We start from the raw sequence: 19,354 nt of genomic DNA, 5'->3' as shown, positions 1-19,354 counted from the left end.
CCAATGAAAGAATATTACAATGAGTTTATTGTCGGCAAGACTATCATTAAAGTTTCTGTTAGTTCTCAGCGAGATGACGAGTGCTACATTTACGCGTTCGTAGATAAAGAAAACCATTTAGAAATACCGTTAGGTTTTAATCCTGAATATGATGACCAGGAGAAATGGAGAGGATGATGTGGTTTTATCGACATCATGCAGTTTGAACATCGAGATTTAAATTTCATGAATCTTGATTGAAACAAATTCTTCATAACATTATCTGAAATCATTCTAATATTAACTAATTGAATAAGTTAATATTAGAATAAAACTCTACAACCATTGGTATTCAAGGGGTGTAGAGTTTTCTGAGTAGATTATAGTAATCTTAAGTTGTTTTTAATGCTAACTTTGATGTAAAAATATTGAAAAGTAAACATTGAATGCTTAAAATCTACGAAATTTCTGTGAAAAAGCTGCATATAACTTTCTAAAGTTATTCTATATAATAAACAGATTTGAGCCTAGTTCCAGTTTGTCTAAAGTACGGCACAGAACGAGATAAGAGTTTGGATAATGTTTAATTACGTTAGGGGAAATCTTAAAGTGAAATAGCCGTTTTGCATCATAGATGTAGAACGGCTATTTTTTTTGTTTCACTCATCTTTTGTTTTTACTGTTAACAAAGTCAAGACCTTACCTATTTTCGGATTAAAAATCGATTCTTCTATCACATATTCTTCGAGTTTCCCATCTTCAAACCAGTCGGTTGCAGGCAATTTACTGTATCGGGTTTCCTCTTGCTTAGGGAGATCGTAGTAAAAGGATACTGCTTTCGATTGTAAGGGGATAGTGCCTTTTAATAATCTCTTACCTGGGAATGTTTCAATAATTTGCCCATCTTCAGACTGTATGACGGCATGTTTGTCTTTAGTGTGTTCAACTAACCGATTGCACATAGAGAACAGAGAAACGTCGTATTTTTCATAGGCCAAGTTCTTTAAGATATCAAGGGTCGGTTTCTTAGCAAAATCCTTTTCGAAATGTACGCTTGGAATGGTTAGTTTTGCTGCAAAATGGGTGGCTTCTATTTCTTCAATATCATTCGTTCGTAGCGTGGATGAATTGGATTTTCTGACGCCGTATTGAGTTTTAACATGCCATGGAAGCACTATATGGCCAAGAAGCATAGCGATAGTGAATTTTTTCCTCTGGTGACTACTCTTAAATAAACGATTAAGCAGAATAAGATTCCGTTCCCCTTTAATCAATAGACCTTCATAATCCATCTGAAGATCATCTTCAATTATTTTTACCCCAAGTTGATCTGCAATTAGATGAACATCAATTGGGAGACTCGCATTCACTTTTTTTAACCATAGATTTGCATAGTCGGATGCATCACTAAATACAGGACCTTCTACGATCTCGGTCCCGCGAGAAAGGAAAATCGCATAGTCAAGTAATGTATCCTTTTTTCCTTTAGGCAGTCGCTGTAATAGATGCAACAAGATTTTTGTTTGAGAATCAGTAATTGCGGAAGCTTGAATTTCTTTTCCGGTTATTAAGTAATCGGTCGTCACATTTAAGGCATTGGACAACTTTATTAATGCTTCATAAGACGGGTTTCTAAGGCCTGATTCATACTGACTAATTGTTGGTGGTTTAAGGCCAGCTTTATTAGCTAATTCGGTTTGCGAAAGGCCTAAATCCTCTCTCATTTGCGCGATTCTGCCCCCTACGGACACAAGTATCCCTCCTGTAATTGCTATCTTGATAATTAAATTATAACATACGTGAAACATATTTGACAATAATTATAACAATCGTTATAATTATTGTCGTAAGGGTGCAATAGGTCATTATTTTAAGAGCATCAAGTGGTAGGGACAAATAATGTGAAAGGAGGACAAGCACAAAAAAACAGGTAAAAAAACCTGTTCCCAGAGTGAACTTCGAATCCCGTTTATACGTGTGCAAGACGTCTAAACGAAACATTCCCTAAGTGGTAGTTACCCAGGACTTGGACACCCTACCGCCCGAGAATCTTAGCAATACTTTAATTTTAACCTTATTATTAGAGTATTATTCGCTATAGAGATGGATATTCCTCCTGGGACCTTAATTTTCGGTAAAAAAATCTTAATTAATGGAGGAATTTTCTTATGAATGATGCACTTAATAATGGTAACCATGGAAATGGCAATGACGGATTGCCAGGAGTCATTGAGATTGAAGCCTATGCTAAGGAAGGCAAGAATCCCCCGAAAGGTGTTCGTTACAAGATTCGAATCGACAAAGAAACTTATACTGTCGATGTAGGAGAAATGACAGGACAGCAGATCTTAGAGTTAGCAGGGAAAACTCCTGTTACACAGTATCGTTTAGATATAAAGCTCCACGGCGGAGCAACCGAAAAAATTGAGTTAGCTACAATTGTTGATTTTACCAGACTCGGTGTAGAGCGGTTCATGACGCTACCCTTAGATCAAACGGAGGGTTAAGTATGAGTGATCTTCAGCGAGACTTCGAGATTATCCAGGAAGATAAGGATTATCTAAATGCACGCGGTTTTCAATGGGAAACAGTCATGGTTAACAACCAGATGTGGCTAATCGTCCATGGGTTTCCTGTTCCAGAAGGGTACAACACAAGGGTTGTCGATGCAGCGGTCATGATTCCAAGCGATTATGAAATATGCGGGCTTGATATGGTTTATATCAAGCCCGCTCTCCATCGGACTAACGGTGTTCGTATCGGGGCAACGGATTACAATGAGACTATTCGTGGCGAACTGTATCAACGTTGGTCGAGGCATCGAACATCTCAGAATCCTTGGCGAGCTGGATTAGACAATATTGGTACACACCTGGATTTGGTCGAAGAGTGGCTACTGCGTGAACTTCAAAAAGAAATAGCGTAGGAGAAAAGATATGTATAAAAAATTTAAGCTTCGACTCTCGGGCCGTCAACATGCGGCCCTTTCTAATCATTTGTTTCCCGGCGATAATAAGGAAGCGGTTGCTCTCGCTCTTTGCGGGGTTGGTAAATATCAAGACATGTTAGTGGCTTGTGTACAAAAAATCATAGAGATTCCTTATGATCAATGTTCCGTACGAACGGAGGATCAACTCACATGGTCGACAGAGTTATTACCTGGGTTGTTGAAAGACTCAGGACAAGGGCGAATGATTTTGAAGATACACAGTCATCCAACAGGGTATCCTGATTTTTCGGAGTATGACAATCACTCAGACATAGACCTTTTTAAAGGGATCGCAGGGTGGTTAGATACCGATTATCCTGGTATGAGTGCAATCATGCTTCCAGATGGCAAGATGATTGCACGAATCGTAAAATCTGACGGTACTTTTTCAGAGGTCAGGTCGATCATCGTGGCTGGACCGGATATATTGTATTGGAACAATGAACAAGACCGAGAACTCGACGAATCTCTCTATTCTAAAAGAACCATGCAAACCTTTGGCAGCGGAACAACTCGGACATTATCTAGCCTGTCGATTGGCGTTGTGGGTGTCTCAGGCACAGGGAGTCCCGTAACAGATATGTTGGCACGGTTGGGCGTTGGTGAATTAGTTCTTGTCGATGGTGATGTCGTAGAAGAGGTAAACGTAGGTCGCATATACAACTCGGGAATGAGCGATGTTCGGGAGCAAAAGAAAAAGGTTCAAGTTATTGGCGATGCGATTAGTCGATACGAGTTGCCTGTAAACGTCGTAGAAATGCCCATGGATCTTTTTAATCCTGAAGTCATTCAACGACTTGCTCAATGTGACGTTATTTTTGGGTGTATGGACTCGTATGACGGGCGAAATGCTCTTAACAAATTATGCGTTTACTATTCAATTCCTTATTTTGATTTGGGCGTTTTCTTGGATGCCGATGGGAAGGGTAGCGTTTCCCAAGTTTGCGGAACAGTTCATTACATACAACCGGATGGTTCGAGCCTTTTTAGCAGAAAGGTTTATACGGGAGAACAGTTACGAGCTGCCGATATGCGCCGCAGTAATCCCAAGGAATATGAGAATCAAATTCGAGAGAAATACATCAGAGGGATTCAGGAAGAAAGGCCAGCAGTCATAAGCGTTAATACGTTAATAGCATCACTAGCTGTGAATGAATTTTTAGCCCGTATTCATCAATTCAGAGACGATCCCAATGATGAAATTTCGACTATTAGACTTAGTTTAACCCAGAACCGTTTCATCACTGAACCGGAAGGAGATCCTTGCGGAGTTCTTGCAAAGAAGGTTGGTCTTGGGGATGTTCAGCCATTACTAGATATGCCAATTCTCAGTATCGGGGGATCAGACTGATGTTTGAATTTCTATTTCGGCTATGGCAGCGATTAAAGAACCTATTTGGAGCGAACCTTACCTTTGCCCCTCTTTCTGAGTCGCTCCATTATAAGACTCTTCGGATTGAGGAACTTCCAGATAAAATGGAAGCTAACACGATCTACGTTCTAGGAGAGGGTAACTACAACTGGTCTGTAGGCATGATATGTCCCTGCGGCTGTGGCAATATCCTACACATGAGCCTTCATAAAGAAGGAAGGCCGCATTGGAAAATAATTTGGCATAATGATGGAACGGTGTCCCTTTCGCCCTCGGTCAACAGACTCGTTGGATGCAAGAGCCACTTCTTCTTTGAACGTGGCAGAGTTCGATGGTGTAAACAGTAATGTCGTTTTAATCTACTAAGGAAAGGGAAGATGCATGATGGTTTGTTTATAATATGTTCGTAGTGATACGAAAATCAAGGCGAACACCAAGGATTTACGCAAACTGATGCCGTTTCTCATACGGTGTCAGTTTGTTTTTAATATGAGAGTTTTTGCATTCTGGACAGAACTGACAGCTGAACAGTTATCCTTTCTAAAGGTGCTTGCATAATTTATGAAGGCATGCAGTTACGGAGTGGGACTGATAATCCGATTGCCTATAAGAAATTGCTTCGCTATAATCAATGAAATAAAGTACATTAAGGCACCCCTAACCAATTCTAATTAATAAAATAATTTACCTCAAATGAATTTAATCGACAAATAGTAGTTGAAACTAATATCTGGAATTAAATAATACAGTGAACTATATAAAAAACTTAGTTTGTCAGATTAAAATTATTTTGCGTTTTTCCGTTATTGCTATCATACGATATGCTCAATACATTCACTGAGTTGGGTTGCCTCTTATTGAGACATGTCCTTTAATTTCGACATTAAATTAAGGTACTTGTCAAAATACTCCACAGAGGTTCAAAGGTAACTGTTGTAATATCAAGAGACTTAGGCTTTCATGTGACGCTTATACTTATTTGTGCATCATGATAATCAATCGTAGGTTTTTATATGACAACCTGGCGATTCCTGTTAAAAACCGAGTTTTAGTTTCGTTACGCCCCCTTTTAGAAAAAGTTCTTTATCGTGATGCCCAATAATTGGGGTGCGCTTTATATGTGGCTCATTTTTTTATGGATTATTCAATAAGTATTATGTTCCGTAACAAAGTTCGATAAATAAACCTCGCAATGAAATTATTCAAAGGAGTTCTCAAGAAGTTAAATGAAATAACTATATACTAATTATTGGGTCAATGATAACATTGGTAGTTGAGAGGGGTTGTAGGTTATGATCAGAGTTTGGTTGATTTTTGCCATGGTATTTATTGGAATTATTCATTCGGCACTTACGCACTTCATGGTTGTACCTTTCTTTAACAGTATTATAGTTAAATGCTTGATACTGGGTATTGTTTTCGGATTAATAAATTACATCGCAGCGGAACTATTTGTCCGGAGACTCAATAAGCTTAAGAAGGTGAACATGCAACTAAGGGTAAAACTTAATACTGATAAGTTAACAGGCATACTTAATCGTAGAGCTTTTGACGAAGATATAAAAAATTTAGAAGAACGTAACGGGTCCTACGCATTAATTTTTATTGACATAGACAATTTTCGAGACTTCAATAATCGTTTTGGTCACGACGTTGGGGACGGCGTACTGGTTAAAGTAGGACAAACAATTCAGGCTTGTGTTCGAGCGGGTGATCGAGTATATAGGTACGGTGGAGAAGAGATAGTTTTGCTTTTAAGGGACTGTGATAAAACGAACGCTTGGAAGATGGCCGAAACGATCCGTTCCGAAATAAGTGGGCTCGATAATGGATCATACCCTCAAATCACGATTTCTTTAGGCGTTTCAAGTTATCCAGACGATGGAGAGAGTATTCACGATCTTATTGTGGCTTCTGATCATGCACTCTTAAGGGCGAAACAAAGTGGAAAGAATTGTACTGTTTTATGTTAGCCGATCATATAGGAGAAATACACAAAATCTTTGAGAAGGGGCTCTGACATTTCAGGGTCCCTTCTTCATGAGATATTCACAACTTTTTCATGAGTTAATCGTATCTGAGAGTTACACTAAGGACATAGAAGGACAGCAAATCAAACGAACAAAGAAGTAAATAAAGATAAATAGGAGGAATATATAAATAAAAAATTTCATTCAAATCCGAAGGTTAAAGCCCAAATGGGGCGAGAGAACCTGGATAAAATGAACGAATTTAAGAGTAATTCTTATGGAAATGTTATGGCCTACGGTAGTGGTTTAACCGACTCACGAGGCACTTCGATGAACGGGAGCGGAAACGCCATATCATCTCAATATTATAATTAGGGAGAGAATTAAAATGATGTTTGGTTTGATTTTATTAGTCTTTATTGCGTATTACATGCTCGATACTTCAAATTCCAGAGGTTCTCGCTATTTAGATCCTAAATATCAGAGGAAGAATACCCCGCTGGATATAGTGAATGAACGATATGCTCGCGGTGAGATTCAAAGAGAGGAATACCTTGAGAGGAAACAAGAGCTGTTGAGCTAAGAGTAAGGTTACACTTGAAAAGGATATCGTACGACACATTTGGTTATAAAGAATTTTTGAAGGAGGAATTTATATGATGGGTTGGGGTAATATGATGGGTGGATGGGGGAACGGTGGTTATGGAGGCGGCTATGGGATGATGGGGATAGGCATGCACCTCGTCCTAGGGATTGGGTTTATTCTACTGATTATCTATCTATTCCGTCGCAGCTCTAGGGTTCATACAGATACAGTACTAGGTAATAACCGTCCAATGGACATTCTGAGTGAACGATATGCACGAGGTGAAATAGATTCGCGTGAGTATCAAAGTCGGAAGCAGGATCTAAAGAGCTATGACATAATAAAAGGAAAACATCTATAACCATTTCCGGATTAGTGTAAAAAAGGCAGTGTCTCAGTGACACTGCCTTTTGACATCTTTGGTAACAATGTGGAATTAATGATAACGTTTAGTATGGCCGTGCACTTCTTAATATTCCCGGCATATCGTGGATTAAATTGGTAAAAGGAGTGCTGATCATGCATATGAAGTTTCATACTGTAAAACGTGGGGAAACCCTTTGGAAAATAGCTCATCATCACCACACCTCTGTTCATCATTTGCTTCACATGAATCCTTCTATAAAGAATCCAGATCTTATATATATCGGTCAGAGAATCAAAATTCATTAGAATTTACGAAGTAAGATACTATCAAAACGAGATTTTCAAGAGGATGCGTCACAAGAGCATCCTCTTTTTTGTATCTTCATCCATGCTCGACTCTCGGCCGATTACTTGAGAAATCACTCTTATTGACGGTTTCGATCTAGTTTTTACTAAGGGAGCATAGCGTCTCTGCCTTCATTTCATTACAGAGCATTGTTAAACATGGGCGTTACTATTTGACTTTGTCAACTGCCGGTAACTTAATGCATCATCATTTGATGTTCTCTTGAGCCATATGAAGTGTCTGGGTTACTTTTCATGGGCATCGGGGATAGATTCTGAAGAATTACTGCTTTTATGTTGGCTGCCAGGCATAGTGTATCCTGGGGATATTGAATCATTTGCTTTGTTGGGTAAGCTTTGATTTGATCCTCCTGAATTGGAGGAATCATTTGAATGATTATTCTCACCGGTCATCGGATTTCCCATCGAGTCGGGCATCGCCTCTTGCATCCCGCTTTGGTGAGAAATAGCTATGCTTTCTGTCGGGAAAAGTGTGGTTAAGGTTGTATTTGCCTCAGCCAACATATGAAGGGCATCCTTAGGAGTAGAACCATTTGCAGTTACAATCAAGCCCTCTTCCTGAATTCGCTTGTAAATCTGATACTGATTCACACTCATTCCAAGGCTTTGGGCCGCTTTACGGGTATCTTCGTTTGTCCTACTAACGATCATGTTCGCAGAAATGTTTTCTTTAAGCATATGGCGCTCTATAGATTCTCGGAGTTTGGTCTGATCGATAACATCGACTGGTTGATCTTCTATGGGTATAACACTAGTTAGAATCAGAGTATTTGCTTGATTAAAGACTCCATGTTCATTCGCTTGATCAATAATCAAGCCTACAGCAGTATATATGTCCATTCCTTGAAGTTGTAAGTTCGATGGTGACTCCTGAGTTTCATCAATTACCTTAAGAACTTTTGCATTACGGTCAATTAATAATTCCATACTAGAATCCATATCCAGTACAACATCTGCTACAGCATTATTAGCTACCTGAGACTAGGTTGAAGACACTTAGAGACAAGGCGAGTAGTAGAATTGCAGCAATTGAACCAAATTTGAGGAGCCTATGACTTAAAGGTTTATGAACAGGTAGCTCGATATCAAGGACCTGCCCTAGGGTAGGAGTGGCCTTCGGCGTTTTAATTTCTAAATAGTCACCGCTTTCAGTATAAAGAATGGTGACTTTTTTTGATACCTTCATGACAATGCCAGTCGTTTTTTCCATTAAGGCTAACTCCTCTCTTCGACTATAGAATCAATCTGTGTAAACCCTTTTAAAGACACGAATTCTGGGTCTGATAGGATTAAAGCTGTCGCGATTAGATATTTCCTGCCTCTTTCGAGAACCTTTCGCTTCACGCCTGTTAAGAATTCTAACTCTTTGAGAGGTAAAAGCTTAGTCTCAGTTAGTTGCACTAATAAATTTGGGTGCGCACAAAGCTCTTGGGCGACTCTCCAGAGAGTAGACTTGCTGTCTCTATGCTTCGGGGAAACTTCCACTAAGTCTTCAAATTGTATTCCATACTCGGCTAAAACTGTCGAGTAGATTTTTACAGTTTCGTCAAAATTACTTTTTTGTTCTTCCTCTTTATAGTGTTTAAACGATGATGCTGACTCATAGTCATAGAGGTTATCTTCGTCAGCCTCCAATGTAGTAAGAGAGAGTACCTGATGTTTAGACTCTTTGCGAAAGAAGTCTATCAAACGTTTTGTAATAACTGTTTTGGAAAAACTGTAGAAAGATGCTCCCTGGTCAGGTTTATAACCGTCTATAGCTTCGTTAAAAGCAACTAGAGCAATGCTTAACTCCTCATCATGTCCCCAAGTTAGATAGCGTTTACAGAGTTCGGAGCTAACTTTTACGATAAATGGTTTGTGAATTTGTATAAACTCTTCTATAATTAGCTCGTTTCCTTTTTTCGCTAGTAGTAAAGTTTGCAGAATCGTTAGTTCTGGCACTTCAACCCCTTCACTTAATAGATTGTTTTCGTAAAGGTATCGAAAATTTAGGGGGTACCCGATAAAATAGTTAATGGAAATTTCTTACCTCCGCCTGCTTTGATAATAGAAGGCTCAGACCACTTTTTAAGGGTCTGAGCCTCTTAGGCATCTCGCTAAGTTTGAAAAGCCAGTGAATCTTGCTTAAAATGACTAAAATACTCGTTTAGCACCATAAACGCCACGGGAGTACCAACTGTGTTGATCGCGGGAAACTCTTGGTAATGAAATCCCGTTTTTTGCAAAGACATACTGTACATACCTGAACAGTCAAAACCGGTCTCAGGAGAAGTTCCACCCCATAAAAAGGGAACGCCTTTATACTCTTTTGCAGTAGAGATAATAGCATTTACCTTCTCTTGACGGGGTTGGGTATTATTTGACTGGCCGTCTTTAGTAATATAAAGAGAGTTAAGTTGCTTACCAGTAATTGGACCAACGATTCCATCTGAGCTCATGCTTTGAGCAGTTTGGAAAGCTTTTACTGCTGCTTGAGTATTTGATCCAAAATTCCATCGACTATGTCGACATTATACCCTAGATAGTTAAGTTCAGTTTGCAGTTCAACGACATCTGAACCAGTTGATCCAAACCTTAATAAGGTATCCCCCACTGCAGCTTGAACTGTTTGGGCAGGTGCCATCATTAGAAAAGCACCAAGAATAGCTAAGCTAATTAGTTTTTTCATTATAATGACAGCTCCTTTCGTTGTTTCGAGTTGTCACCCAACTAGCTCAAGGTATCATTTCGTTATGAACTTCCTATGAAAGACCTATGAATTTCTTGTGAATTAGTGGATTAATAAACTCGGTCTGATCTCTCCTTTTTCATAAGAAATTCACAACTCATTCACAGCATAATCGAATTGATCCAATATACTTTGAGACATGAAGACAAGGCTGCTTTGAAAGTGGTCTAGGGTAAACTTTAAGGAGGTAAAGATATTGAAAAAGACAAAATGGATTGTAGGACTCTCAATGGTAAGCTTAGTGGCGCTTTCGAGTACGGCGTTTGCACTAAATTCAGGCTCGGTTACAGCAAAATCTGTAGGACAGACCCTCGGTTATAGACCAGCCGTGGCAACAACTCAGCTTCAAGAAACTACTTCCCAGCCATCAACATTAACGCTTTCTTCCACAAATACTAACCCGGAATCTGTTGCTACTCCTGAATTAGATGGCTATAGTGGTGGTTACGGCATGATGGGAGGCCAAGGTGGCTACGGTATGATGGGAGGCCAAGGTGGCTACGGTATGATGGGAGGCCAAGGTGGCTACGGTATGATGGGAGGTCAGGGGAGCTATGGCATGATGGGCGGAGGCTATGACGCTAAAAGTCTGGGAGTTGATCTCACCGACGGTAAAGTTGCCTCATCTGATCAAGCCGTGGCAATTGCAAAAGCTTACGCACAGAAGATTAACCAGGACCTTGTTATTTCCCAACTCCATGAATTTTCAAATGTTTATGGAGTAGAGTTTAAAGAGGGTAAGACGGGGGATAAAGCCTATGAAGTTATGGTTTTCAAGAATGGGGGAGGGATCATAACTGACATGGGGCCAAATAATATGTGGAACACAAAATATGGACATATGAATTGGGGAAACGATGGAGCCGTTACAGTTAGCGAAGAACAGGCTACTAAGAACGCACAAGAGTTCGTAACTAAAATGGGACAAGGATACTCGATCGGAAAACCCGAACTAGCACCGGGGTACTATGAATTTATGGTTCAAAAAGATGGCAAGGACTATGCTGAACTAGATGTAAATGGATATACGGGGCAAGTCTGGTTACAGAATTGGCAGGGACCGATTATTCAATCGATTGATGTCAAATAATGAAGTTATTAAAGTAATTCACCTTTTGTCTCTACAGAAGGTTTAAGTAAGCACTGTAAACATATAAAAAGCGGCTGAGGAGTAGAATCCTTAGTCGCTTTTATGTTAACTCTAGATAAAGCTATACCGATCCTTGGAGCAACTCATTCTACATAATAAGTCTCACATTTAGAGATAATATGTGGAGAGTGAATGGCTAAAAGAGACGTGGTACTAGGTTCTGTATGAAATTTGAGTTATGGTCAAGGCATCTCACCGGAAAGGAGGGTATTGGATAATGTTCAAAGGAAAAAGGATAATTGTAGGGCTAATATTCGTTGTTGCCTTACTCAGCATACCCTTCTTCTATAACTTAGGGAAATCTAACAAAGGGCCAATAATAAATTTGGATACTCCTGCTATTCGGCAACTAGAGGTTAAGGAGTGTATCGAGTCAACGGAATTTATGAAGGCTAATCATATGAAACTTCTGTACCAATGGAGAGAAGAAGGCGTGCGTGAGGGCAAAACGGAGTATATTAATAGTAAAGGGAAAAAATACAGACTTAGCTTTCAAACATGCTTGAACTGTCATTATAACCCAGGAGTAAAAACATCGGAGCAATTTTGTGTTTCATGTCATAATTATGCTGCTGTAAAACTTAATTGTTGGGAGTGTCATTTGCTGCCGGACCCTCATATGGAATAAGCTGCATTAACTAATTTTTAATTTTTAAATAGGAGATGCTTTAATGAGAAAAATTCTTTTATCATTTACTTTACTTGCCTTAACTATGTTTTTGACAACAGCATGCAGTGGGGCACAGAGAGGTACACCTGAGTCCCAGGAACCTGCGAAAGTTCAGAGTACAAAAGCCTACGTATATACAGCAGATGAAGGCGGAAGTATTTCGAAGGTTGATGTTAGTACAAACAAAGTAGTAGAAACTATTAAGCAAGAAGGTTCAGTTCATAATGTTCAAGTATCGCCTAATGGTAAGATTCTAGGAGCAACCTTAGTCCCTGAGGGCAGTATGAGTAGTATGTCAGGTGATGCTCACATGGAAATGAAGGGGATTGCTTTATTTTTAGATACTTCTAACGATCAATTAATAAAAAAAGTAGAAGTAGGGGAACACCCTGCACATATAGATTTTACGAACGATGGAAAATATGCACTGGTTACTAACAATGAAAGTAACAACGTTTCCGTGATAGACCTGAGTAGCTATCAAGTGATAAAGACCATAGGAACTGGAAATGGCCCTCATGGTTTTAGAATTTCTAAGGACAGTAAATTTGCTTATGTGGCAAATTTGGGTTCGGATACAATAAGTGTTTTGGATCTGATCGTATTTAAAGAAGTTACTAAAATTAAGGTAGGGAAAACCCCGATTACCACAGCAGTAACAAGTGATGGAAAGACTATGTTTGCATCAGTAAATGCTGAAAATTCTTTAGCAATGGTCGATTTGGCAACTAAAAAAATTGATAAGATAGCTGTAGGTACAGGACCAGCTCAGATTTATTTGCAATCAGACGATAAAAACATATTTGTTGCTAACCAGGGTACTGAACAGAAACCCTCAAATTCTGTTAGCAAAATTGATTTAGCAACTCGCCAAGTTGTTGCTACCATAGAGACTGGCAAAGGTGCACACGGGCTTGTGGTAACTACGGACAACAAGTATGTTTTTGTAACTAATATGTATGACGACACCATTAGTGTAATTGACAATAACAATAACAAGGTAATCGGAACGGTAAACGTTGGAAAAACACCCAACGGTATAAGCTTTTTACAATCGAAATAACGATTTTGGTATAAGCTTAATGCACAATTTCTGTAAGAGTTGACAAGATACAAAGTAATAAAAAATTGGAATACATAAAATCAATTATGTTAGATCATAATACTTTAGAACCCAAAAACAAAGGAGGAATGTTTACATGACTGGACGCGCTCAAAAAATGTCTCAACCTAACAGTGGGATTAAATGTGTTGTAAACACATGCCATTATTATGGTTCAGGGGATCATTGCCATGCAGATAAAATTGAAGTTCAATCCCCAAATGCAAAGAGCACTGAAATGACTGACTGCGCAACGTTTCTCCCCGAGTAACTAATGAAGTAAAACAGCACTATCAATGCTGCATAAGTTCAAAGATATCATATAACACGAAAAGAATGGTTTTCTTTTATTGCAAGAGAAAGCCATTCTTCTCTTTGTTGTTCTTTGTTGGAATTCATAACGATTAGTATTTTAAGCGATAATCTATGAAAGATGGGATGTGGCGAAACTTTAAGTTTCGTTACATCCCATCTTCATGAGAAATTCATAACTCTTTCATGGGAAAATCGTATCCCAAAGTTACACTTAGGACGTGGAAGATCAGCAAAGCAGTAAAACGAAGATTAAATTAGGGGGAATATATAATGAAGAAATTCAGCAAAAAAATCACCGCAATTGTAGGAACTGCTGTATTAGCAGTTGGGCTTGTAGCTTTACCAGCTCTAGCTGGAACGACCGAACAAGGTAACGGGTGGGTCGCTCAAATGCAAGGATTTATGCAACAAACGTTTTCACCGGAGCAACACCAAGAGTTAATGAATTCGAAAGAAATGCAAAACCTCCATAATTCGCAGGAGATGCAAAATGCAATGCAATCGGGAGATGTTAAGGCAATGCAAGATCTCATGAATGCAGACCCAAATGTAAAGGACCTTATGGGGCAAGATAACCTTGATAAAATGAACCAATTCAGGATTGATTCAGGCTCAAACATGATGACGAACGGAAACGGTACTGCCACTTCAGATAGCAAGATGATGAATGGAAGTGGAAGGACTATGATGAATTTCTAGACAATAATTACTGGATACATCGATGGATATACGTTTCCTTAAAATGGAGCAATGACTCTAAAGAATAAGTAAGTTAAAAAAAGGAGCGATAAAAAATGGGTTGCTGTGGACATTCGAATAAAGACCATTCTATTGTAAATACTTTGAATCCCCAAGATGGGATTGTCTTAAAAATTGAAGGGATGAATTGCGGGCACTGCAAAAGTTCCGTTGAGAAAGCGTTGTTGAAAGTTCCTGGTGTTAAGCAAGCAGAAGTCGATTTAGCCCAAAAACAGGCAGTGGTGATCGGAGCCGTTGATCGTTCGATACTTGTCAAGGCTGTTGATGAGGCTGGTTATAGAATTATCAACCTTCCATAATAAGACGCTGATGGGATTCACACAACATAGTGAATTTTAGTATTAGAGAGATGTGAAACAGGAGATTATTGCCGAATTACCAGATAAGTCCATTAGTGAAACCCTAAGTGTTACTGTTGCAGCTACGCTAGTCGAGATAATAGAACCGGCAGAAACCGAGGTGATAGCCGAAGCTACAGACACTGAAGAAACAACTGAAGCTGAAGAAGCTCGATAGAGTTTATTGCGGAAAATATTAATTAAATAAAAAGGGTCAGCCTTCAAAATTTCGCTGACCCTTTTTCATTGCTCGCCCACTTTGACTCTAAAATATAAAAAACTTAAGGAAAAGAAAGAAAATTCATTACTACACAATTGGTGTCTTAACATTGGCTAGATATTATTGCTGAATCTGAGTTTGAACACTCAGAACGGAGACTTTTATTTCGGGGTGAATCACGTTTGCTTTTTCGTGCAGGGCTTACACCTTTAGTCCGAACCCGTCAACTAACCTCGTAAGCCAAAAAAAACAGTTACTGCGACTAAGCCAAAGATTTCTCAGCAAGTATCCAGAGGGAGTTCAGATGATAAGCTAATTAGCCGGGCTAGGAGTTTACAAGGAGTTCCTTATCTGTGGGGTGGTGCGACAAGAGATAGTTTCAATTGTTCAGTATGTATTTAAGGCATCAGGAGTTTCTCTCACGGAACATCGTTTGAACAGTAGAAAGTTGGAACTCCTGTCAGCCGTGATCAACTCAAACCTGGAGACCCGGTGTTTTTCACCACCTATAAATCAGGTGCATCTGACGTAAGAATATATATTGGATGCGGACGAACAATCGGTTTTGCAAGCGAAGGGGTAGGCATCCATAGTCTTTCTGAAACTATTGGTCCAAGCGTTATATTGGAGCACGCAGGGTTTTATGATCTTAGTCGTTTCTTACAACTTGAGAGCCATTAGGGGTTATACCCACCAAAGATGTCCGAAAGAGTATAATGTAAAGGAGAGTCGCAAAATGAAAAATAAGGGAGACCATAAATCACATGGTTTATTGATGTTACTATGCTGTTTAGTTCCGATTATACTTCTAGGAGTACTGTCATCGTTAAACTTGCCAAGTTCAGGTGTGAAAAATGTATTACGGTTCTATTAGTTTTGGCTTGTCCATTAGGGCATTTATTAATGATGAAATTTATGGTTAATAATCATAAACATCAAAAGGAGGAGATGGAAGAAAAAAGAAAGGGGATAGAGGTTTTGAATTGAAAGCATTATTAAGTTAGTCATGGAATTAAACTGAATCTATAAAATCGAATACTGGGCATAATATAGCTTATCCAGTTCTTTTGCTCTCATCATCTTGATGGGGGCCTTTTTTTTATTTTTGATAAATCTGTATATTAATGTCAGTATCGCTTATGATGGATGGAAGGGTGGCTATGGTGCGTATAGTAAGGATATTGGTATGAGATAGTTAGGAAATGGGCAGAAATCCGATCGTACACCCTACCAACAAGAGATAATGGAGACTATTTTGTAGACTGTACCACTGATGTGACGAGCCTTAAACCCTTGGAACTCGACGAAATGGTATTTCGCGTTTAATGGAGCAACGAGTGCGTTTATGCAGCCAATAAGACGAAAGCTATCTACTATTGAAATACCCCTGATGACGGCCCGACCTGATGGGGAAGTTATTCGAATGTAAATCCCAAGTACGCTCAATATGAAGTCACAATTCAAACGAATATACTATCAAGGATATTATAACTATGGGTATTTTGCTATGATAGGTAGTCATTGACATAAATAGGGGATTCTCAATTCTATAATTTGAGAATCCCCTTATTAAACTGACTCTGTCTATCAATCTGCAAATCAAAAACACACTGTACAGTTTTTTCCAGAATTTTTTGCAAGCAATAGAGCAGCATCCGATTTCTCGATTATATCCTGGATAGATTTCCCATCTCTTGGACAACTTGCTACCCCTATAGAAATTGTTATCTGTGGATATAGGTTATTATTTATTTCACTAACTCGGGTGCGTATATTTTCAGCAATTTCCTTAGCAATTTTTTTAGGGCAATTCTTTAGTAATACCACAATTTCCTCTCCGCCATATCGGTAGGCTCTATCCTCGGTTCGTACTGTTCTTTTAACTGTTTCACTGACTATACGAAGAACAGTATCACCTATTTTATGGCCATATTGATTATTAAAAACACGAAAATTATCTATGTCGATAAAGATCACAGAATAAATCGGTACATCTAATTTTTCTAATTCTAAATTGAACGCCCTGCGATTATATAAACCCGTTAGATTGTCAATAAAAAGCTTGGACTTCAACATCTCTGAGTGATTTTTTAGTTCAGTGTATTTGTAGAAATAACAGTGTGCAAACAGAAAATTTAACATTCCGAATCCGAGACCCAATATAATACTCTGAGCTAATAGACTATTAAAAAGTGACATTGAGATTTTATGAAAAATCAATCCATACAGAATACCAATGCCAGTCATTCCACCGAATAAACCTAGTTTGAATAGGCTCATCCTCATCATCCTTTACATTTCATTCTCGTTTTATTTCAGTATTTAGTAAATGGGTTTACTTGTTATATTCACGCTCTGTCCAAGATTCGATATACCAGGCTCATTACGATACCAGCGTTCGCGGGAACATCGAATGACGAAGAGACAAACTTGTTTGGCCAAATGCGTCCTTTATGGCTTGAGTTGTGACATTTAACTCTCTTATTAAATAGATTTTCGTACAAGTATCGGAAATTTCATGGGGTACCCTGTGAAAAAGGTTTATCATAGAATTTCTTACCTACCCCTCGATAATTAAACAGGTGGACGTGCTTGTTACATCATTGTTATCCATATAGGCCTGTGCGTATGTAGTCTTTGGCTGCATATTCGCTGTACTGCTGTCAAATGTAGTAGCGTTTACAGCCCCCGCTAATCCCAATACCATAGCCATTGATAGTGTAACCATTAAAGCTTTGTTCTTCATCATAATTCGTTCAAATCCTTTCAAAATACATATATTGGTATTTCTTTGATAGATCTCATACGGAACCGATTTGAGATTCTTTCAATCTAGCGATCACGCACGGAAGTGGAGAAGGTAGAAACCACTCAACCGGATCAAACAGTTCCCTCCAAGACGGATATCTACGATCAAATGATGAGTTCCAACCCTACCATGAATAACCAAATGCAAAACAAGTTCGAAAATGCTCAAATGCAAAATATGCCAATGAATACCCAAAGAAATGGCCAGGTGAATAATCTCAAACACATACAAGGAATGGCTGGAACAAACAATTTGAACAATTCTAACGCTTCTCAACAGCCTGCCCAAAAATCAAGCAGCCAGAGTAGGATGGGGTCCATGGGAAGAATGGGAAGATAACTCTTCATGAAAGCCAATAATCTTAGCTTCTACTAAAAGGCTCAGACCATATAAAGGGTCTGGGCCTTTTAGTACTATTAGAAAGTATAAACTTACGTTTTGTACTGCAAGAAGGTTAACTCGTGCGAAGACAGTGTTTTCGTGGGGCCAGTCAAGTTTTCTTTAACATCTGGGATATCCCCCGTAGCAGTTTCATTGTGCCTTTCGACTTATCCGGACCATGGGCGATATATTCACGAGAAATTCACAACTTTTTCATGAGATCCTCGAATCAGAGAGTTACACTGAGGATGTAGAAGTTACTAAGGAGGTCACATATGAGCAAAAGCGAAGTAGTTCAGGATGTAAAAAAGAATAGAGGCATAATCAAACCAATTGGTTCAGTCCTGTTTGCAATTATTGCCTCTTCGCACCACTGGGTTCATACTCTTTCGATCGCATTGGGTCTAACCACTCTAAGCTCAGGTCTATTATCTCTATCTCCGTCAATAAAGATTATCTTTCTACTAGTTTCCCTTGTTCTTTCAGTATGGTTTATACGTGTTGCAAAACGTAAGTGGAGTTATGATCGTCCTGCTGCGTGGGTGTATCTTATATCTTCTATCATCTCGATTATTTTGGTTATTACATCCTTGCCGCAAGCGATATCAGCCGTCATACCACCATCTCAGCAACAGCAGCAGACGCAACAACAGAAAGATATCCACGGACATTAATGTACTTTGGGTTTAAAACTTCCGTTCATTCTGTCAAATTTGGGATCTTCACAAGAAGTTCACAACTATTCATGAGTTTATCGTATTTGAGGATTATTGTAGGGATAAAGAATTAATTCACGAGTGAGGTTGGGTATTTTTTTTGTTAAAGTAAATAGGGTAGCCCCCTATACTATTTTCAAATTGGTGGTGAGTGAATGAACCATCCGGTAAAAGATATTCCTAGTGATTGCCAGGACCTGAACCAAGAGGGAGGCAAACCTAGGAGTCATCATGACGAAAAAACAATCCAACAGCTTATCGCCCGGATGAACCGAATCGAGGGTCAAATACGAGGCATTAAAGGGATGATAGAGCGTCAAACTTATTGTGATGACGTTCTGAATCAGATATCCTCTGCCCAGTCTGCCCTGGACGGGGTCTCGAAGTTGCTTTTGGAAAAGCACATGAAATCATGCGTGAGGGAACAGTTGGAAAGTGGTGACACTGAGGTAGTGGATGAAGTCTTAAAAACGGTGTTTCGGATGTTGAGATAATCTTTGGTAGAAAATATACAGCGAAAAGAAATCAGAGATCA

25 protein-coding genes, 1 pseudogene and 1 riboswitch are annotated in these 19,354 nt (G+C 39.0%); of the genes and pseudogenes, 19 read left to right on the top strand and 7 right to left on the bottom strand.

Annotated features, from left to right (window positions below; translation table 11 throughout):
* Positions 1-638: 638 nt before the first annotated feature.
* The gene (locus tag DP73_RS22075) at positions 639-1,787 is read right to left on the bottom strand and encodes an XRE family transcriptional regulator (protein ID WP_081963030.1); all 1,149 of its coding nucleotides are present in this window, start codon (positions 1,785-1,787) and stop codon (positions 639-641) included.
* Positions 1,788-2,147: 360 nt separating this feature from the next.
* Here DP73_RS22075 and DP73_RS11395 point away from each other — a divergent pair, with 360 nt between their 5' ends.
* The 8 genes from DP73_RS11395 (at position 2,148) to DP73_RS22580 (ending at position 7,568) form a co-directional block, all read left to right on the top strand.
* Positions 2,148-2,486 (top strand): multiubiquitin domain-containing protein, encoded by a 339-nt coding sequence (locus tag DP73_RS11395; RefSeq protein WP_052090607.1) that lies wholly within the window; start codon positions 2,148-2,150, stop codon positions 2,484-2,486.
* Positions 2,487-2,488: 2 nt separating this feature from the next.
* The gene (locus DP73_RS11390) at positions 2,489-2,905 is read left to right on the top strand and encodes an E2/UBC family protein (RefSeq protein ID WP_034599569.1); all 417 of its coding nucleotides are present in this window, start codon (positions 2,489-2,491) and stop codon (positions 2,903-2,905) included.
* Positions 2,906-2,915: 10 nt separating this feature from the next.
* Complete coding sequence (locus DP73_RS11385; protein ID WP_034599566.1) at positions 2,916-4,319, top strand: ThiF family adenylyltransferase; 1,404 nt, start codon at positions 2,916-2,918, stop codon at positions 4,317-4,319.
* Positions 4,319-4,687, top strand: a complete 369-nt coding sequence (locus DP73_RS11380) for a DUF6527 family protein (RefSeq protein ID WP_052090605.1) — start codon at positions 4,319-4,321, stop codon at positions 4,685-4,687. The genes DP73_RS11385 and DP73_RS11380 overlap by 1 nt, the downstream gene beginning before the upstream one ends.
* A gap of 945 nt (positions 4,688-5,632) precedes the next feature.
* Positions 5,633-6,313 (top strand): GGDEF domain-containing protein, encoded by a 681-nt coding sequence (locus DP73_RS11375; protein WP_034599564.1) that lies wholly within the window; start codon positions 5,633-5,635, stop codon positions 6,311-6,313.
* Between the two features lie 385 nt (positions 6,314-6,698).
* Positions 6,699-6,893 carry an SHOCT domain-containing protein gene (locus DP73_RS11370; protein ID WP_034599563.1) on the top strand — a complete coding sequence of 65 codons (195 nt, stop codon included), beginning with the start codon at positions 6,699-6,701 and terminating at the stop codon, positions 6,891-6,893.
* A gap of 73 nt (positions 6,894-6,966) precedes the next feature.
* Complete coding sequence (locus tag DP73_RS11365) at positions 6,967-7,257, top strand: SHOCT domain-containing protein (RefSeq protein WP_034599562.1); 291 nt, start codon at positions 6,967-6,969, stop codon at positions 7,255-7,257.
* A gap of 158 nt (positions 7,258-7,415) precedes the next feature.
* Positions 7,416-7,568, top strand: coding sequence for a LysM domain-containing protein (locus DP73_RS22580; protein ID WP_081963029.1), 153 nt, complete (start codon positions 7,416-7,418; stop codon positions 7,566-7,568).
* Positions 7,569-7,853: 285 nt separating this feature from the next.
* Here DP73_RS22580 and DP73_RS11355 read toward each other — a convergent pair whose 3' ends face one another.
* From DP73_RS11355 to DP73_RS23915, 4 genes and pseudogenes are all read right to left on the bottom strand, one after another.
* On the bottom strand, positions 7,854-8,555 hold the full coding sequence (locus tag DP73_RS11355; RefSeq protein ID WP_052090604.1) for a hypothetical protein: 702 nt from the start codon (positions 8,553-8,555) through the stop codon (positions 7,854-7,856).
* A 40-nt stretch (positions 8,556-8,595) separates the two neighbouring features.
* Positions 8,596-8,838, bottom strand: coding sequence for an anti-sigma factor domain-containing protein (locus DP73_RS23080; RefSeq protein ID WP_052090601.1), 243 nt, complete (start codon positions 8,836-8,838; stop codon positions 8,596-8,598).
* 5 nt (positions 8,839-8,843) lie between these two features.
* Positions 8,844-9,572 (bottom strand): RNA polymerase sigma-I factor, encoded by a 729-nt coding sequence (sigI, locus tag DP73_RS11350; protein ID WP_034599560.1) that lies wholly within the window; start codon positions 9,570-9,572, stop codon positions 8,844-8,846.
* Between the two features lie 237 nt (positions 9,573-9,809).
* Positions 9,810-10,302, bottom strand: a pseudogene (locus tag DP73_RS23915) (peptidoglycan-binding protein); the annotation flags it as partial.
* Positions 10,303-10,555: 253 nt separating this feature from the next.
* Here DP73_RS23915 and DP73_RS11340 point away from each other — a divergent pair.
* The 8 genes from DP73_RS11340 to DP73_RS23910 all read left to right on the top strand — a co-directional run bounded on the left by DP73_RS11340 (position 10,556) and on the right by DP73_RS23910 (position 15,594).
* Entirely contained in the window at positions 10,556-11,449 is an 894-nt protein-coding gene (locus DP73_RS11340; protein WP_034599559.1) for a PepSY domain-containing protein, read from the top strand.
* Positions 11,450-11,726: 277 nt separating this feature from the next.
* Positions 11,727-12,137, top strand: a complete 411-nt coding sequence (dsrJ, locus tag DP73_RS11335) for a sulfate reduction electron transfer complex DsrMKJOP subunit DsrJ (protein WP_034599558.1) — start codon at positions 11,727-11,729, stop codon at positions 12,135-12,137.
* Between the two features lie 43 nt (positions 12,138-12,180).
* Positions 12,181-13,242 (top strand): YncE family protein, encoded by a 1,062-nt coding sequence (locus DP73_RS11330; RefSeq protein ID WP_034599556.1) that lies wholly within the window; start codon positions 12,181-12,183, stop codon positions 13,240-13,242.
* A gap of 136 nt (positions 13,243-13,378) precedes the next feature.
* On the top strand, positions 13,379-13,552 hold the full coding sequence (locus DP73_RS22570; RefSeq protein WP_081963028.1) for a DUF1540 domain-containing protein: 174 nt from the start codon (positions 13,379-13,381) through the stop codon (positions 13,550-13,552).
* 314 nt (positions 13,553-13,866) lie between these two features.
* Positions 13,867-14,295 carry a hypothetical protein gene (locus DP73_RS11325; protein ID WP_034599555.1) on the top strand — a complete coding sequence of 143 codons (429 nt, stop codon included), beginning with the start codon at positions 13,867-13,869 and terminating at the stop codon, positions 14,293-14,295.
* Between the two features lie 95 nt (positions 14,296-14,390).
* On the top strand, positions 14,391-14,654 hold the full coding sequence (locus tag DP73_RS11320; RefSeq protein WP_034599553.1) for a heavy metal-associated domain-containing protein: 264 nt from the start codon (positions 14,391-14,393) through the stop codon (positions 14,652-14,654).
* A gap of 52 nt (positions 14,655-14,706) precedes the next feature.
* Complete coding sequence (locus DP73_RS23455; RefSeq protein ID WP_165574408.1) at positions 14,707-14,871, top strand: hypothetical protein; 165 nt, start codon at positions 14,707-14,709, stop codon at positions 14,869-14,871.
* 156 nt (positions 14,872-15,027) lie between these two features.
* Positions 15,028-15,170, top strand: a riboswitch (cyclic di-AMP (ydaO/yuaA leader).
* Positions 15,171-15,405: 235 nt separating this feature from the next.
* Entirely contained in the window at positions 15,406-15,594 is a 189-nt protein-coding gene (locus DP73_RS23910) for a hypothetical protein (protein ID WP_242865741.1), read from the top strand.
* A 918-nt stretch (positions 15,595-16,512) separates the two neighbouring features.
* On the opposite strand, the gene DP73_RS11310 is transcribed toward DP73_RS23910, so the two are convergent.
* Together DP73_RS11310 and DP73_RS11305 are read right to left on the bottom strand one after the other, a co-directional pair.
* A complete protein-coding gene (locus tag DP73_RS11310) occupies positions 16,513-17,193 on the bottom strand; it encodes a GGDEF domain-containing protein (protein WP_034599549.1) in 681 nt (226 codons plus the stop codon).
* Positions 17,194-17,473: 280 nt separating this feature from the next.
* The gene (locus tag DP73_RS11305) at positions 17,474-17,662 is read right to left on the bottom strand and encodes a hypothetical protein (protein ID WP_052090596.1); all 189 of its coding nucleotides are present in this window, start codon (positions 17,660-17,662) and stop codon (positions 17,474-17,476) included.
* Between the two features lie 102 nt (positions 17,663-17,764).
* On the opposite strand from DP73_RS11305, the gene DP73_RS11300 reads away from it, so the two are divergent.
* The 3 genes from DP73_RS11300 (at position 17,765) to DP73_RS11290 (ending at position 19,313) form a co-directional block, all read left to right on the top strand.
* A complete protein-coding gene (locus DP73_RS11300) occupies positions 17,765-18,061 on the top strand; it encodes a hypothetical protein (RefSeq protein ID WP_052090593.1) in 297 nt (98 codons plus the stop codon).
* Positions 18,062-18,378: 317 nt separating this feature from the next.
* On the top strand, positions 18,379-18,777 hold the full coding sequence (locus DP73_RS11295) for a hypothetical protein (protein WP_034599548.1): 399 nt from the start codon (positions 18,379-18,381) through the stop codon (positions 18,775-18,777).
* Positions 18,778-18,974: 197 nt separating this feature from the next.
* Positions 18,975-19,313, top strand: coding sequence for a metal-sensitive transcriptional regulator (locus DP73_RS11290; protein WP_034599545.1), 339 nt, complete (start codon positions 18,975-18,977; stop codon positions 19,311-19,313).
* Positions 19,314-19,354 lie beyond the last annotated feature (41 nt).

It is taken from the genome of Desulfosporosinus sp. HMP52, from assembly GCF_000765145.1.
GTDB lineage: Bacteria > Bacillota > Desulfitobacteriia > Desulfitobacteriales > Desulfitobacteriaceae > Desulfosporosinus.
The sequence above is the reverse complement of the archived record's forward strand: the minus strand, read 5'-3'. Positions and strand labels throughout refer to the sequence as shown.